This window comes from Klebsiella pneumoniae subsp. pneumoniae HS11286, assembly GCF_000240185.1.
In the GTDB taxonomy this organism is placed as follows: Bacteria; Pseudomonadota; Gammaproteobacteria; order Enterobacterales; family Enterobacteriaceae; genus Klebsiella; species Klebsiella pneumoniae.
Genome location: NC_016845.1, coordinates 4,527,719 through 4,541,507, shown reverse-complemented (window position 1 = coordinate 4,541,507; position 13,789 = coordinate 4,527,719). Strand labels below are relative to the sequence as shown.

Sequence of the window (13,789 nt, the reverse complement as noted above, 5' to 3'; positions counted from 1 at the left end):
ACGCCTTCCAATCCGGGAGGCAACCAGGTGAGCGATCGCTATGTGATTGAAGCCCTGCTGCGACCGGCGGTTGAACTGAATACCGCCGTGGTATCCGCCTGCGCCAGCTATGTTTGCGTTACCGCGCCGTGGGCGATTGCTTTAGCGCCCAGCGTTAGCTACGTGATGGCCGGAGCGCTGGGGATATTCGCGATTAAGCGCACCCGCGAAGGGCTGCGGGTACTTCGCTATCGCCGTAATATCCGGCGCTTACCCCGCTACGTGATGACCAGCCGTCAGGTGCCAGTGAGCCAGATGAAGCTGTTCCTGGGAAAAGGCTTTTTATGGGAGCAGCGGCACACGCAGCGCCTGCTGGATACGTTACGCCCGGAGGTCGCCAGATACGTAAACCCTTCCTGGGTTTATCAGGCGGCGCGGCGGGTTGAACAACGTCAGGAATATCGTTTTCCGACCCTGTGCCGGTTACTGGCAAGCGAGAGCGCGTTTAATCCGGTAAGGCCTCTGCCGCCTGTGGGCGGTTTACCGGCGCTGCACGGCATTGAGCTGGATGAAACCAATGTGCTGATGGACCTGCGCGAGCGGGTCGGGCATTTACTGGTGTTGGGCACCACCCGGGTAGGGAAGACGCGCCTGGCTGAGTTACTGATTACTCAGGATATTCGCCGGGGAGACGTGGTGATTGTGTTCGACCCCAAAGGGGATGCCGACCTGCTGAAAAGGATGTACGCGGAGTGCCAGCGCGCCGGGCGCGGCGATGAGTTTCACGTCTTTCATCTGGGCTGGCCGGATATCTCTGCGCGCTACAATGCTGTGGGAAGGTTCGGCAGAGTTTCGGAAGTAGCGAGTCGGGTCGCCGGGCAGCTCAGCGATGCGGGGAACTCCGCCGCGTTTAAAGAATTTGCCTGGCGCTTTGTCAATATCATCGCACGGGCGCTGGTCGCGCTGGGACAACGTCCGGACTTCGCGCTGATCCAGCGCTACGTTAACAACCCCGGCGATCTGTTTGAACACTATTGCGAAAGCTGGCTGAGCCAGCACCATCCCGACCTGTGGTTGACGATAGAAAACCTGACGGCGACGCTGACGGAGCGTGATGTTCCCCGTCATATGGAAGGGCGCTCCCTGCGTGTGGTGGCGATTGAACATGTGCTGGGTAGCGACGCCGGAAAGCGGGTGTATGACCCGGTTCTGGACGGGCTGCGTTCCTCGGTGCGCTATGACCAGAAGTACTACGACAAAATTGTGGCTTCGCTGCTGCCGCTGCTGGAAAAGCTGACCTCCGGGAAGACGGCGCAGCTCATCTCTCCGAACTACAGTGACCTGAACGACCCACGCCCGATCTTTGACTGGCAGCAGGTTATCCGCAAAAAGGGCGTGGTGTACGTCGGCCTGGATGCGCTCTCCGATCCTGAAGTGGCTGCGGCGGTAGGTAACAGCATGTTTGCTGATTTGGTGTCGGTGGCGGGCTATATCTATAAGTTCGGCATTAATGACGGCCTGCCGCAGCAGAGCGGCGGCAACACACCGATCAGCCTCCACTGTGACGAATTCAGTGAATTAATGGGGGACGAGTTCATTCCTCTGATTAATAAAGGGGGCGGCGCGGGGATCCAGATCACGGCCTACACCCAAACGCTGCCGGATATCGAGGCGAAAATCGGTAACTCCGCCAAAGCGGCGCAGGTGGTGGGTAACTTCAATAGTCTGGTTATGCTGCGGGTCCGCCATACGGAAACCGCTGAGCTACTGACCCGACAACTGCCGGAAGTGGAGGTGTATACCAAAACGCTGGTTTCCGGCGTGACTGACATTTCCAATCCCGATCAGGGCAGCGACTTCACCAGTAACGTTCAGGACAGGGTCAGCAGCGTGCGAACGCCGCTGATAACGCCCGCCAACGTTATTAATTTGCCAAAAGGGCAGGCGTTTGCGCTGCTTGAAGGCGGGCGGCTCTGGAAATTAAGGATGCCGCTTCCAGCAGCAGGCGATGATGCCTTTATGCCGGAGAGCATCAGCCAGATCGCCGGATATATGCAGAAAAACTACCGCACCGGGGATGAGTGGTGGTCAGGCGGCGCGATGCCGGGCGACCGCATGATTGAAGAGGCAGAAGGAGAGGAAGAATGAAACGTTACCAGATTTGCGCCGTGATGGTCTCCGCGCTAGGGCACCCGGCCCTGTTACCTGACGCGGCAAAGCAGATTTTAATGCACCACGTCTGCACCACGCCCAGAGCAGCCGAAATTATCGCAGCGTTAAATGACGCGGGAATAGACGCCTGCCGGGAAGAGGATATGTGCTCATCTAATAGCGTCGGGATTTGGATCACCGTTGACGCGCATACGGTATTGCTTCAGTGCCAGCTTGAAGTGCTGGAGGTGCATTGATGGCGCAGCCCGGGGCTTCAACCACTGCCCCACGCCAGCAGGAGGTTCCCCGGCGTCCGCCGGGGCTGCTATCGAACGTGTTCTGGCACTGGCCCTGGCAGCTAGTTGGCATGTTACTCGTGTCGCTGATTTTCAGCCTGATCGTTGAGTATGTCGGCATTGCCTTCTTCTGGCCTGAAGAAGGAGCCCTGCACAGCAAAGCGGTCATGGAGACGGAAAGCCGGTATTTCTCTGAAGAATTCACCCGCAGCCTGCTGCTGTCTGACCCGGTGGTGACGGTAGAGTGTTGGCTGACGCTGGCGTATCAGTGGCTGTTTGTGGACAGCGGTTTTCTGGGCTGGTTGAATGCCCCCCACGCAGATCAAGGCAACGACTTTACCCGGACGCTAAACGGCGGCGCGGCCTGGCTGCTGGTGAAGCTGCGGGAGTATCTGCTGGCGACGGTGTACGTGACGCTGGTTTTTCTTATTCGGGTCACAATTTTGGTGCTGTCTGTGCCGCTGTTTGTGATGGTGGCAGCGATCGGCATCGTGGACGGCCTGGTTCGGCGCGATTTGCGCCGCTACGGCGCGGCGTATGAGAGCAGCTTTATCTATCACCACGCCAAGCGCTGGATTAAACCGGCGACCTGTTTACCCTGCGTTATCTACCTGTCGATGCCGTTTGCGGTATATCCCAATATTCTTCTGCTGCCTGCGGCGCTGCTGCTGGGGTTGGTGATTTCGTTGACGACCGGGGCGTTTAAGAAGTATTTGTGATTGTATTATTTAACGCTAAGTTTAATGACGTCGGTATAACTTATTTATAAATGAGACACCTGCACCCTACACATGGCGCGAACACTGAGAGGAAATAACCTATGTCTGGCAAGTATACCCCTGAGACATTGCTGCCCGCATTGAGGCTTTTTATTGAGGCAAGAAACAAGGCTAATGCCGCTGGCTTCCCTGATAACGGCGGCGCTATTCATTCAGTGGAACGCATCATTGATGTTCTTTGTATCCGCGTTAAATATGGGCTTACCCATGTCAATAATTTAAAAAAAATGCCGACCGCAGAATGCAGTATCGGAGCATACGAAGCCCGCCAACGTGGCGATGCACATTTATTACGCATTGAACACGTCATGCCGCAACGCGCGTTTGCAAAAAAGATAATTGATATTGTTGAAGAGGGGGCTACCGATGAGGAAATCATTGCTTTCATCGAACAGAACTATCGACTGGTGCTTTTAAATACTGAAGAAACCAGTATGTTGAATCTTAAGAATAGATCTCGAATCTCGCCAGACCGGCTGGGTGAGGCAGGAATCGTCATGTATCAGGGCTCGGCCTGAGCCTCTTTGGTTTTAACCAAAAAACAAAGGGGAGAATTGATATTCTCCCCTTCGCCGGTACTCTTTACCTGTTACAACAACATCATATGATGTTGAGGGGTTAGCCGCTGCCTAACCGGCGGGTTACTTACTCTTTACGAGCTGACCACCGCCAGGGTGCCTACGCGGGCCTCATCGGGATTTAGAGAGCGGGGAGGCTCAAGCACACTCTTTACATCTGTTGTAAAGTATACGCGGATGCCGCGTGATATTCAACCAATCAGCCCCTGAACTTCCTTTTCTTGAGAGTACCGCGAGTCAGTCTACCCATCGAACTGAACAGACAGGCGGCCTGAACCGATGCGCCCGGGCAGAGCGTCCCCAGAAGACTAGCTGCGGTTTCCAGCGTTGTTCCGGTCGCCAGCAGATCATCCGTAATTAATATTCTGTGTGCGTTGAGATGCATCGTTAAAGCGGTATTGATCGTTATCGGCGGGAAAACGGCCCTGTGCTCCGTTGGGATACCTTTTAGTGAAAAAGCGCCCTGATAACCCACTTCATTTTTTTGTCTTCTTAGCTGGTACTGAAGCGACTTTACGTCAGTTACATCAATATTCGCACGATCGAGAAGAATAAAAGCCTCTTCAACCGTAATTTTCCGCAGCAGATCTTTAAAATGCGGCGCGTTGAAATAGCGTGAGAATCTTTTCCCTACAATGTGGCTAATGTTGTGGGCGGATGGCATAGAAACGATCAGGTCGTAACCATCAGGCTCTGCCTGAGCAATGGCTTCCAGTATGGCGTTAAAGCTCTGGCTTAATGCCTTTATGCTGGAAAAGTCCGTTGTCAGCCCCTCTTTTCCCTTCAAAGCATAAATCAAGGGACAATTATCGCCCAGCTTGCGTTGTTTACGGTCACGGTTAAGGCTGGCGGGCGCTTTTTGCCTTCTGAACATGGAATAAATAGTGAGGTTTCCCACCCGTTCACGGGTTGGGTTTCCTTCAGGCGTTGTAATGAGCCAATGGCGATGCGAGTGATCGATTGTAACGTGATATCCCTGAAGATTAAGCCCCACTATTTTCATCCCTGATTAATGTCAGCAGCTCTATCTATCTTATTACCCTGACGTTTTTACGACCATCTAATTTTGTTTTTGCGTAAATGATTAAACCAAGCTGCGCGAAGACGGCGGAATAGCACGTCTGCGCCTCTTTCTGCCGCCTTCGCGCAGCCTGCGGGGAGACTGGCTTGCCAGACCGGGGCGGCAAAGAGCCCCGTCGATGCCGCAGGCGTCGCTCAGTGACGTATTAATTTTTGAAATCCGGGTTTTGATTGTTTACAGCTTCCGGTAACGCTTTTCGCCAATCTCCTTTGCGCACGTTTATTCAACAAAAGGAGGTTATATGCGCATGACGAAAGTCCGGGCGCTTTGTCTGTCGGGGGCCTTATTCACCGTGCTTCCCTGTGCGCAGGGCAGTGAAAAGGATGAACTGGCGTTAGTCATGAAACAGCTAGACCAGCTTCAGGCCAGTCTGGAGCGGGCGAAGGTCGTCGCAGTACAGGAACACACATCACACCGCTTTTATTTTGACTACCCGCAGGCCACTGATGATATCGCGAAAATCAAACGCGGCATCTCAACCTATCTTGAGCCTTCCCGCGCTCAGCCGGTACTGCCGCAGGATATCAGCGGCCAGTACCAACGCGAGGGGGAGCAATGACCCACGAACAGGAGCAGGCGTTTCGCGCCTCGACCAACAACGCCGACCCGAATCTCCTCAATCTGCTGTTTATCGGCACGCTGGTCGCCGTGCTGTTTCTGTGGGCCGCGTTTGCCTTTGTCACCGTCTATCGCGGCTGGGAAGCAGGGAACGTGTCGGAAAAGACCGTCCTGTCGTTTGTCATTCGCGTCGTCGTCCTGTTGGTGGTCAGCCTGTTTTTATTTGCAAGTTAATGAGAAGGAATAACATGAACGCACTTTTTTTACGCGCCAGGAAGACGGTCTGTACCGCACTGGTTTTAGGACTCTCTTCCCCGGCGCTGGCCGATTTGCCGACGGTCGAAGGCCCGAAGTCGAAAACCGACGGCACGTTCTATGGAAAGATCGCCGGTTATATCAATGACGGTCTGGTGTTGGGCGGGTTAGTGGTCGCCGCCGTGGCCTTTATCGTGGTGGCGATGAGCTGCGTGTCCACGTTTGCCGAAGTCCGGGATGGCAAGGCGACTTGGGGCAAGTTTGGTGCCATGGTGGCCGTGGGTGTGGTACTGATTGTCGCCGTGATCTGGCTTGCCAACGAAGCCGCCACCATCGTGGCCGGATAAGGGGGCACGATGGCGACGATTCAGTTCATGCCTGACAGGCTCAACGCTGAACCGGTCGTTTTCCGGGGGTTCACCACCCCCGAATTAGGTTTGACCGCGTTGTTCAGCACGCTGGCAGGCATCGTTATCTCCCTGCCGTTCCTGTTTTTTTCCTGGGTCATGATCCCAACGATTGCCCTCATTTTGCCGCTACTGGTGATTGTCTTCGGCGGCAAAGTGCTGGCGCGGATCAAGCGCGGCAAGCCGGAAAACTACCTTTATCGTCGCCTTGAAGCGGCGCTCGTCCAGTGGGGGCTGGGCAATCCCCGGCTAATTCTGGTGTCGCGCCGCTGGTCGCTGCGGCGGAGCAGGGCGGTGATACAGCTGGAGGTGAACCTGTGAGCCGTTTCAAAAATGCCCTTAACGCCCGCGATGCGCATATCTGGACGCTGCGCGGAACCTGCGTTTTGCTGATTCTGGTGTGCCTGGTGCTGGCCCTGGGCTGGATGAACGCGCCGCGCAACCTCACTATCCATCAGCCGCCGGACCTGCGCAGCGGCAGCACCCGCCCCTGGTGGGAAGTGCCGCCCAGCACGGTATACGCGTTTGGCTTCTACGTATTTCAGCAGTTGAACAGTTGGCCGAAGGATGGTGAACAGGATTATCCGGCCAGAATTAAGTCTCTTTCCCCTTACCTGACCCCGGAATGCCAGACGTTACTGGAGGACGACGCGCGCAAGCGCAACTTCTCCGGCGAACTGCGCGAGCGGGTGCGCGGTATCTATGAAATCCCCGGACGAGGTTACCGCGGCGATCGGGTGGAGATTGTCGATCGCGACCATTGGGTTATCCGGCTCGACCTCACCGCCGATGAGTATTACCACAACGAACCGGTCAAACGCGCGTTAGTTCGCTATCCGCTGAAGGTGGTGCGCTGGGACGTCAATCCGGAACTGAACCCGTTTGGCCTGGCGCTGGACTGCTTTGCCGCGATGCCGCAGCGCCTGGAAGCCGCCCCGGTCGATGTGCCTGAGAAGAAGGGGATATTTTGATGAAGCGACTGTTATTAAGCCTCGCGCTGCTGGCTCCCTGCGCCGTTCAGGCCGTGGAGCTCATGAAATGGGAGCGCATTCCACTGCCTGTCCCGCTGAACGTCGGGCAGGAGCGGATTGTGTTTGTTGATAAGAACGTGCGGGTAGGCTTCCCCGCAACCCTGAACGGAAAGATGCGCATCCAGAGCAGCGGCGGCGCGGTCTACCTTCAGGCGGAGGAGGCATTCCCCGTGACCCGCTTGCAGTTGCAGGATCTGGAAAACGGCGAGCTGATCCTGCTGGACGTCAGCGCCCAGGACGGAAAAGCCGCGCTGGAGCCGGTCAGGCTGGTTTACTCCGGGGAAGTCGCGACGGCGAGCGCCAGCCATAAGGGAGCCGTGTCAGGGCGTGACGCCAGCGGTGAAAGGGAAAACGGCGCGGCTGGTCAAGGCGAAGTAAAGCTCTCCGCGCCTTTACCGGTACAGCTGACGCGCTACGCGGCGCAGCATCTGTATGCCCCGCTGCGCACGGTGGAGGCCGTGCCCGGTATTTCTCCTGTCTCCCTTAAGCCTGCCGTCATCACCTCTCTGCTGCCCTCGGAACCTGTCGAAACCAAAACGCTCGCCGCATGGGCCGCGAGCGGATACAGCGTGGTCGCCGTCCGGCTGAAGAACCAGAGCGATAAGCCAGTGGTGCTTGACCCTCGCCGCTTACAGGGGCGTTTTTACAGCGCCACATTTCAACACCGTTGGTTAGGTGCGCAGGGGACGCCGGAGGATACCACTCTGCTGTATCTGGTTTTCACAGGGCGGCCTGAAAACGCCTTCTTGCCCAGTGCGGTGATGGCGAAAAAGGGAGGTCGATGATGCAGGTGAAGTCAAACACGTTGTTAAAGATGGCGGTGCCCGCCTGTCTGTTTATCGCCATTGCCATTGGGGTGAAGTCCTGCGGTTCACGTTCACAGCCTGCGGCGACGCAGACAGGGGATAGCGTGGTCGCGGATCTGACGCAGGAAGAGCTGAAGGCGTTGGGTGTGGAAGGGGATACGCCTCAGGACACGTTGCGCACGCTGGTTGGCCGGATGCGGACGATCCAGAATAAGCAGGTCGAACTGGATCGAGACAATAAAGCGCTGGCGGAAGAGAACGCCAGACTGGCGCAGGGGGAAAGTGGTCTGGATAACCGCATCAGTGCGGCGGTGGCAAAGGCGCAAAAAGAGGCGGAACAAAAGGCCGAAGGGGTAAAGGAAGAGCAGCGCCAGTTGAGCAAAGCCCTCGATGAGCTGAAGGAAAGACTGCTGAACGGCGGCGCAGGCGGTTCGTCTGCCGGGGCGAACGGCGATTTACCCGTTGGCCTTGGGCTGGGAGCCGGAGATGAGCCGCCTGCACCGGCCAGTGGCGAGGGCATGGTCTGGATTGAGCCGCAGGATGCGATGCAGATGAGCCGTGACGGCAAAATGACGCTGGCCGACGTTTCCGCATCAGGAACCGGCGGCGCGCTTCAGTTCCCCAGCCGTTTCTCCAGTCTGGAGGATAACGAGATCACCCGCCAGAAGGCCGAACTGGCGCGTAACGCGAAAAATGAGCGCGGCATTGAGGACGCGGCGACGCCGGTGTATACGCTGCCGGAAAACTCAACGCTGGTAGGCAGCCAGGCCATGACGGCCTTGCTGGGGCGGGTACCGATTGACGGTAAAGTCACCGACCCTTACCCGTTCAAAGTGCTGATCGGCAAAGATAACCTGACGGCAAACGGCATCCAGTTGCCTGACGTGGAAGGGGCGATTGTCTCAGGAACGGCAACCGGCGACTGGACGCTCTCCTGCGTGCGGGGCGATGTGCAAAGCATCACCTTCGTTTTCAGCGACGGTACGGTTCGTACCGTTCCCAGCCCGGCTAAATCGACCGACGGCAGCGATAACAAAAACCGCAGCGGCGGCAGCATCGGCTGGCTGTCGGATGAGCATGGCGTTCCGTGTCTGGCCGGTGAGCGTAAATCCAATGCCTCCACCTATTTACCGACCCTGTTTGCCCTGTCCGGCGCGACGGCAGCGGCGGAAGCAATGGCGGAAGGGGAAATGACCTCCTCCACGGAGGGGACTGACGTAACCCGGACGTTAACGGGAGATGCCGGAACCTATGCGCTGGGTAAGGCGGTGTCCGGCGGGATGCAGGAAACCACCAACTGGGTACGCCAGCGCTACGGCCAGACGTTTGACGCTATCTATGTGCCACCCGGCCTGCGCGTGGCGGTACATATCACCCGCCAACTGCCGATTGACTATGAAGAGCAGGGCCGCAGGGTCAAATACGATGCGGCCGTCGGCCCGCAGCAGCATCTGGATTAAAGGAACGAGGTGAATGATGCCCAGAATATATTTACTGCTGGCCGCGCTATGGCTGGCCGGATGCAGTACGTCAAAAGAGCAATTACTTCCCCCGGGGGATTCCACCATGCTGGATCTGTGGCAGCAAAAAAGCGGCTCGCCGCAGATGACCGCAGAAGCGCGCGCCGTACTGCGCCGCGACCTGAATGACGTCGAGCGGAACGCGCAGCCGGCAGTGGCGGAAAGCTACAGCCGGGATGCTAACAGCGAGATCCAGCAGCAATTTCCTCGCTTGCCCAATCCCGATCTGGTGATGTATGTCTTCCCACATATGACGGTAGGCAACGTGCCGGTACCGGGCTACAGCACGGTATTTCCTTTCTACAGCCAGGTGCAGTATGCCCTGCCGGGTGAACGAGTGGGAGCGCTGTGATGTTTAGCCTGTTTACGCGTGAAAAGGCGGCGGCACCTGTGCCGCAGGCTGAAGAGAAGGCGGTACTCAAACCGTCGTTGAGGAAATCGGGCAAGCTGAAAATCTCGGATGAGCAAGCGCGCTACCATCGTGAACCGCCATTGATTGACTACTTGCCCTGGGTTGAATATCTGCCGTCCAGCCAGAGCATTTTGCTGGATGACGGCGTGTCGGTGGGCGCGGTGTTCGACGTGCTGCCGGTCGGTTCGGAAGGGCGTACGGCGGAGCGCCTGGAGGAGATCCGTGACGTCATTGAAGACGCCATTCAGGACAGCTTTGACGAGCGGGATACTTGCCCGTGGGTGATCCAGTTCTTCTGTCAGGATGAAACAGACGTCACCGCCTATCTGGACAGGCTGCGCGGTTACATCAAGCCCTGGGCGCAGGGGAGCGCCTTCACCGAGGACTACCTGCGGGAGATTGAAGGCCACATGCGCGGGATCGCCGTACCGCAAGGGCTGTTTATTGATAAGACCGTCACCGGCGCGCCGTGGCGTGGTCAGCAGCGGCGTACCCGCATGGTGGTCTATCGCTATGTCGACCCCGCCCAGCGCGATCCGTATTCACCCGAAACGGCGCTGAGTCAGGTGTGCGAGCGGCTGGTTTCCGCCCTGAACGGCGCGGGCGTGGTGGCGGAACGCCAGAGTGGGGAGCAGATCCACGCCTGGCTGCTGCGCTGGTTTAACCCCGACCCGCAGTGGGTGGAAAAGGAGGTGCTCTACCGCACCGCCCGCCATCACGACAACCCACATAACGCACTGCCGCTGATGACCGACTTCAGCGAATCCTTATGGTTTACGCCGCCGCGCTCGGATGCGGAAAACGGCGTCTGGTGGTTTGACGAACAGCCTCACCGGGCGGTAACTATCGATCGCCTGCGTCGCCCCCCTGCGGTGGGACATCTGACCGGGGAGACCCGCAAGGGTGACAACATCAATGCCCTGATGGACCTCATGCCGGAAGGCACCGTGATGTGCATGACCATTGTGGTGCAGGCACAGGACGTGCTGGAAGAGCGTTTTACCCATCTGGCAAAAAACGCGATTGGCGAAAACGTGGAATCGTCCCGGGTGCGGGAAGATGCGGCCATTGCCAAGTCGTTTCTGGGCGAGCGGCACAAGCTCTATCACGGCAGCATGACGTTTTTGCTAACGGCTCCGGATCTGCCGCAGCTCCAGTCGCGCCAGCGCGAGCTGAACGCAGTATTGCTGAACGCCGGTTTACAGCCCACCCGGGGCGAATACGAGGTTGCGCCGCTGAATGGGTACCTGCGCGCCATGCCGATGTGCTTTAACCCGGCCCGGGATAAGCACCATTGGTATACCCGCCTGACCTTTGTCCAGCATCTGGCGAACCTGTCACCGCTGTTCGGGCGGGATACCGGCACCGGCAACCCGGGATTCACCTTCTTTAATCGCGGCGGCGCGCCGCTCACGTTCGATCCGCTGAACAGCAATGACCGTACCAAGAACGCCCATATGGCGATTTTCGGGCCGACGGGCTCCGGCAAGTCGGCCACGCTCAACAGCCTGTTTTCCCAGTTAATGGCGATCCACCGGCCCCGGTTGTTCATCGCTGAAGCCGGGAACAGCTTTGGCCTGTTTGCCGATTACTGCGGTGAGCTGGGGCTGACGGTGAACAAAATCAGCATCAAGCCGGGCTGCGGGATTTCTCTGGCCCCGTTTGCTGATGCGCACAAGCTGATTGAGCAGCCGGTGGTCCCCGTCAGTGAAAGCGAGCTTAGCGACGGCATTGATATTGACGACGTTGACGGTGAAGAGGACGGCGACGAGGAGCGCGACATTCTGGGGGAGCTGGAGATCGCCGCCCGCCTGATGATCACCGGTGGGGAGGAGAAGGAAGAGGCCAGGCTGGAACGCGCCGATCGCGGCATGATGCGTGAGGCCATTCTGGCGGCGGCGCAACAGGCCTGGGACGAAGGCAGGCAGATGATCACCGGCGACCTTCAGTCGGCGTTTTATCAGTTTGCCCGCGATCCCGCCCGCCCCGCCGAACGGCAGGTACGCGCTCAGAATATGGGGGAGTCGCTCGGCGTGTTTATGCAGGGCTTTCTGGGTGAGCTGTTTAATCGCCCGGGCGAGAACTGGCCGGAAGCGGACGTGACGCTGATTGACCTCGGCACGCTGGCGCGTGAAGGCTATGAAGCGCCGCTGGCGGTAGCCTATATTTCGCTGGTGAACACCATCAATAATCTGGCGGAACGCGATCAGTTCGACGATCGGGAAATCGTGTTCGCCACCGATGAGGCCCATATGATCACCACCAACCCGTTGCTGGCTCCCTACGTGGTGAAGGTGGTCAAGATGTGGCGAAAGCTGGGAGCATGGCTTTGGCTGGCGACGCAGAACCTTGATGACTTCCCCAATGCGGCGAAAAAGATGCTCAACATGATCGAGTGGTGGCTGTGCCTGGTGATGCCGCCGGAAGAGGTGGAGCAGATAGCGCGCTTTAAAAAGCTGACGGAGGAGCAGAAGGCCATGCTGCTGTCGGCCAATAAAGCGAAGCACTGCTATACCGAGGGTGTGGTGCTCGCCAGCCGGATTGAGGCGCTGTTTCGCGCCGTGCCGCCCAGCCTGTATCTGGCGCTGGGGATGACGGAGAAAGAGGAGAAGGCGCAGCGCAGGGCGTTGATGAATGAATACGGTATTAGCGAGTTGGGGGCCGCGAAGCGGGTTGCCCGGCAGATGGATGAATTGCGGGGGATCCTTCGCTAGGGGAGGGAGTCGTGAGACGCTGTCTTCTGGTGTGGGCCGACGTAACGGTGGATTTAATGGCACACTGACACTCTTTGTAGCATCAGCTCGAGGTATTCTCTGGTTTCATCACTGGCTGTCTCGACTAATAACGTCGAGCGCAGACGGGATAAGAGTATTTCTTTTACGCAGCTGTCGCTTAATGCGATATCGATAATAAAGGCGGCCAGTTCGCTGTCTGATTGTTTGATCATTTTTTGGTTAGGTGTGTTTGTTTGTGGGGGGGGGTATTAAATAAGGCGATGGGGGAGTTGCACAATATTGAGTTGGTGAATTTGGAAGATGTCTCGCAATTTATATGTAAATGGAGGAGATTATTATTGCTCATATTGGGGGCGGAGTTAAACGTCATCCAGTCGATTATGTTCTGCTATGAGATATGAGAAAAATAATTTTGACCATGAATGCATAAAACTGCTAACGATTAAAAGACTAAAGTTAGCCGGATTGTTATCTGAGTAGTTATTTAATGATGTTGATCTGGCGCTCACATTCATTTAATTTTTCCTCAAGTTCTGAAATTAAGGGTTTTATAGCCTTTACAACTTCCTCAGGAGATTTAAAAATTCGGGGGGTGTGTGGGAAGAGAAATTTCCCTGGATCTTCACATTCAAAGGGATATACACCTCTAAATGAACGAGAAAATAAATCTCTGCATAGCTCGACTACACGGGGGGCTGAATAGTTAATTGCTCCAACTTCAGGTCGAAGACCATACTTAATTCTCTCATCTTTAGGTATATTCCAATAACGTTCATTACAGATTTCAACTTGGTTATAGAGCTCGCGCAATCGCATGGAATATATATCTTTACTGGCAGATAAACTCAATTCTGCAAGTGATGTTATATGGACATTTGTTAGGTTGGCAGCCTCAATAGCTCCGCTTTGAAAACCTGATTCAGACAGTAATATTCCTCGATCTGCACCTATTTCAGTGACTATTTCACGCAAAGCTAGAACGTGAAGTTTCGAAACTGGGTTTTTCCAATGCTTACACTCTACAAGCCATATAATATCAAATCCTGCATGATGGGATTTAACCAAAACATCAATGTCATGGTGCGTCCTAATGCCGTTAACTCTAACATTAGTTGTTGCTTCAAGACCAAGAGATCTGAAGAATGATGCAGCTTCTTCTTGATAATCTTCCCAAGTAGTTGCCATAAACACCTATTAGGTT

General features: G+C 56.3%; 16 protein-coding genes. 13 read left to right on the top strand and 3 right to left on the bottom strand.

The annotated features are described in order from the left end of the window. Positions 1-27 precede the first annotated feature (27 nt). The 4 genes from KPHS_45130 (at position 28) to KPHS_45100 (ending at position 3,723) form a co-directional block, all read left to right on the top strand. Positions 28-2,127, top strand: a complete 2,100-nt coding sequence (locus KPHS_45130) for a TraG-family protein (RefSeq protein ID YP_005228813.1) — start codon at positions 28-30, stop codon at positions 2,125-2,127. After that, positions 2,124-2,387 carry a hypothetical protein gene (locus tag KPHS_45120; RefSeq protein YP_005228812.1) on the top strand — a complete coding sequence of 88 codons (264 nt, stop codon included), beginning with the start codon at positions 2,124-2,126 and terminating at the stop codon, positions 2,385-2,387. Before KPHS_45130 ends, KPHS_45120 begins: the two co-directional genes overlap by 4 nt. A gap of 110 nt (positions 2,388-2,497) precedes the next feature. Beyond that, positions 2,498-3,145: a TIGR03747 family integrating conjugative element membrane protein gene (locus KPHS_45110; protein ID YP_005228811.1), complete on the top strand. Its 648-nt coding sequence runs from the start codon at positions 2,498-2,500 to the stop codon at positions 3,143-3,145. Between the two features lie 101 nt (positions 3,146-3,246). Next, entirely contained in the window at positions 3,247-3,723 is a 477-nt protein-coding gene (locus tag KPHS_45100) for a hypothetical protein (protein ID YP_005228810.1), read from the top strand. Between the two features lie 259 nt (positions 3,724-3,982). Here the strand turns inward: KPHS_45100 and KPHS_45090 are convergent, their stop codons facing one another. After that, complete coding sequence (locus KPHS_45090; RefSeq protein ID YP_005228809.1) at positions 3,983-4,657, bottom strand: hypothetical protein; 675 nt, start codon at positions 4,655-4,657, stop codon at positions 3,983-3,985. A 448-nt stretch (positions 4,658-5,105) separates the two neighbouring features. Between KPHS_45090 and KPHS_45080 the strand changes: the two genes are divergently transcribed. From KPHS_45080 to KPHS_45000, 9 genes are read left to right on the top strand one after another with little or no spacing between them, the layout of a single operon-like run. Beyond that, a complete protein-coding gene (locus KPHS_45080; protein YP_005228808.1) occupies positions 5,106-5,423 on the top strand; it encodes a hypothetical protein in 318 nt (105 codons plus the stop codon). After that, complete coding sequence (locus KPHS_45060) at positions 5,420-5,656, top strand: TIGR03758 family integrating conjugative element protein (RefSeq protein ID YP_005228807.1); 237 nt, start codon at positions 5,420-5,422, stop codon at positions 5,654-5,656. Before KPHS_45080 ends, KPHS_45060 begins: the two co-directional genes overlap by 4 nt. A 14-nt stretch (positions 5,657-5,670) precedes the next feature. Continuing rightward, positions 5,671-6,024, top strand: a complete 354-nt coding sequence (locus tag KPHS_45070; protein YP_005228806.1) for a TIGR03745 family integrating conjugative element membrane protein — start codon at positions 5,671-5,673, stop codon at positions 6,022-6,024. Between the two features lie 9 nt (positions 6,025-6,033). Further along, positions 6,034-6,405, top strand: coding sequence for a TIGR03750 family conjugal transfer protein (locus tag KPHS_45050; protein ID YP_005228805.1), 372 nt, complete (start codon positions 6,034-6,036; stop codon positions 6,403-6,405). Next, entirely contained in the window at positions 6,402-7,055 is a 654-nt protein-coding gene (locus KPHS_45040; protein YP_005228804.1) for a TIGR03746 family integrating conjugative element protein, read from the top strand. The genes KPHS_45050 and KPHS_45040 overlap by 4 nt, the downstream gene beginning before the upstream one ends. Beyond that, positions 7,055-7,900, top strand: coding sequence for a TIGR03749 family integrating conjugative element protein (locus KPHS_45030; RefSeq protein YP_005228803.1), 846 nt, complete (start codon positions 7,055-7,057; stop codon positions 7,898-7,900). Before KPHS_45040 ends, KPHS_45030 begins: the two co-directional genes overlap by 1 nt. Next, positions 7,897-9,381, top strand: coding sequence for a TIGR03752 family integrating conjugative element protein (locus KPHS_45020; RefSeq protein ID YP_005228802.1), 1,485 nt, complete (start codon positions 7,897-7,899; stop codon positions 9,379-9,381). Before KPHS_45030 ends, KPHS_45020 begins: the two co-directional genes overlap by 4 nt. 13 nt (positions 9,382-9,394) lie before the next feature. Continuing rightward, a complete protein-coding gene (locus KPHS_45010) occupies positions 9,395-9,793 on the top strand; it encodes a TIGR03751 family conjugal transfer lipoprotein (protein YP_005228801.1) in 399 nt (132 codons plus the stop codon). Next, the gene (locus KPHS_45000) at positions 9,790-12,567 is read left to right on the top strand and encodes a conjugative transfer ATPase (RefSeq protein ID YP_005228800.1); all 2,778 of its coding nucleotides are present in this window, start codon (positions 9,790-9,792) and stop codon (positions 12,565-12,567) included. Before KPHS_45010 ends, KPHS_45000 begins: the two co-directional genes overlap by 4 nt. A gap of 53 nt (positions 12,568-12,620) precedes the next feature. Here KPHS_45000 and KPHS_44990 read toward each other — a convergent pair whose 3' ends face one another. Further along, a complete protein-coding gene (locus KPHS_44990; protein YP_005228799.1) occupies positions 12,621-12,800 on the bottom strand; it encodes a hypothetical protein in 180 nt (59 codons plus the stop codon). Positions 12,801-12,947: 147 nt separating this feature from the next. After that, positions 12,948-13,103, bottom strand: a complete 156-nt coding sequence (locus KPHS_44980) for a hypothetical protein (protein YP_005228798.1) — start codon at positions 13,101-13,103, stop codon at positions 12,948-12,950. Positions 13,104-13,789 lie beyond the last annotated feature (686 nt).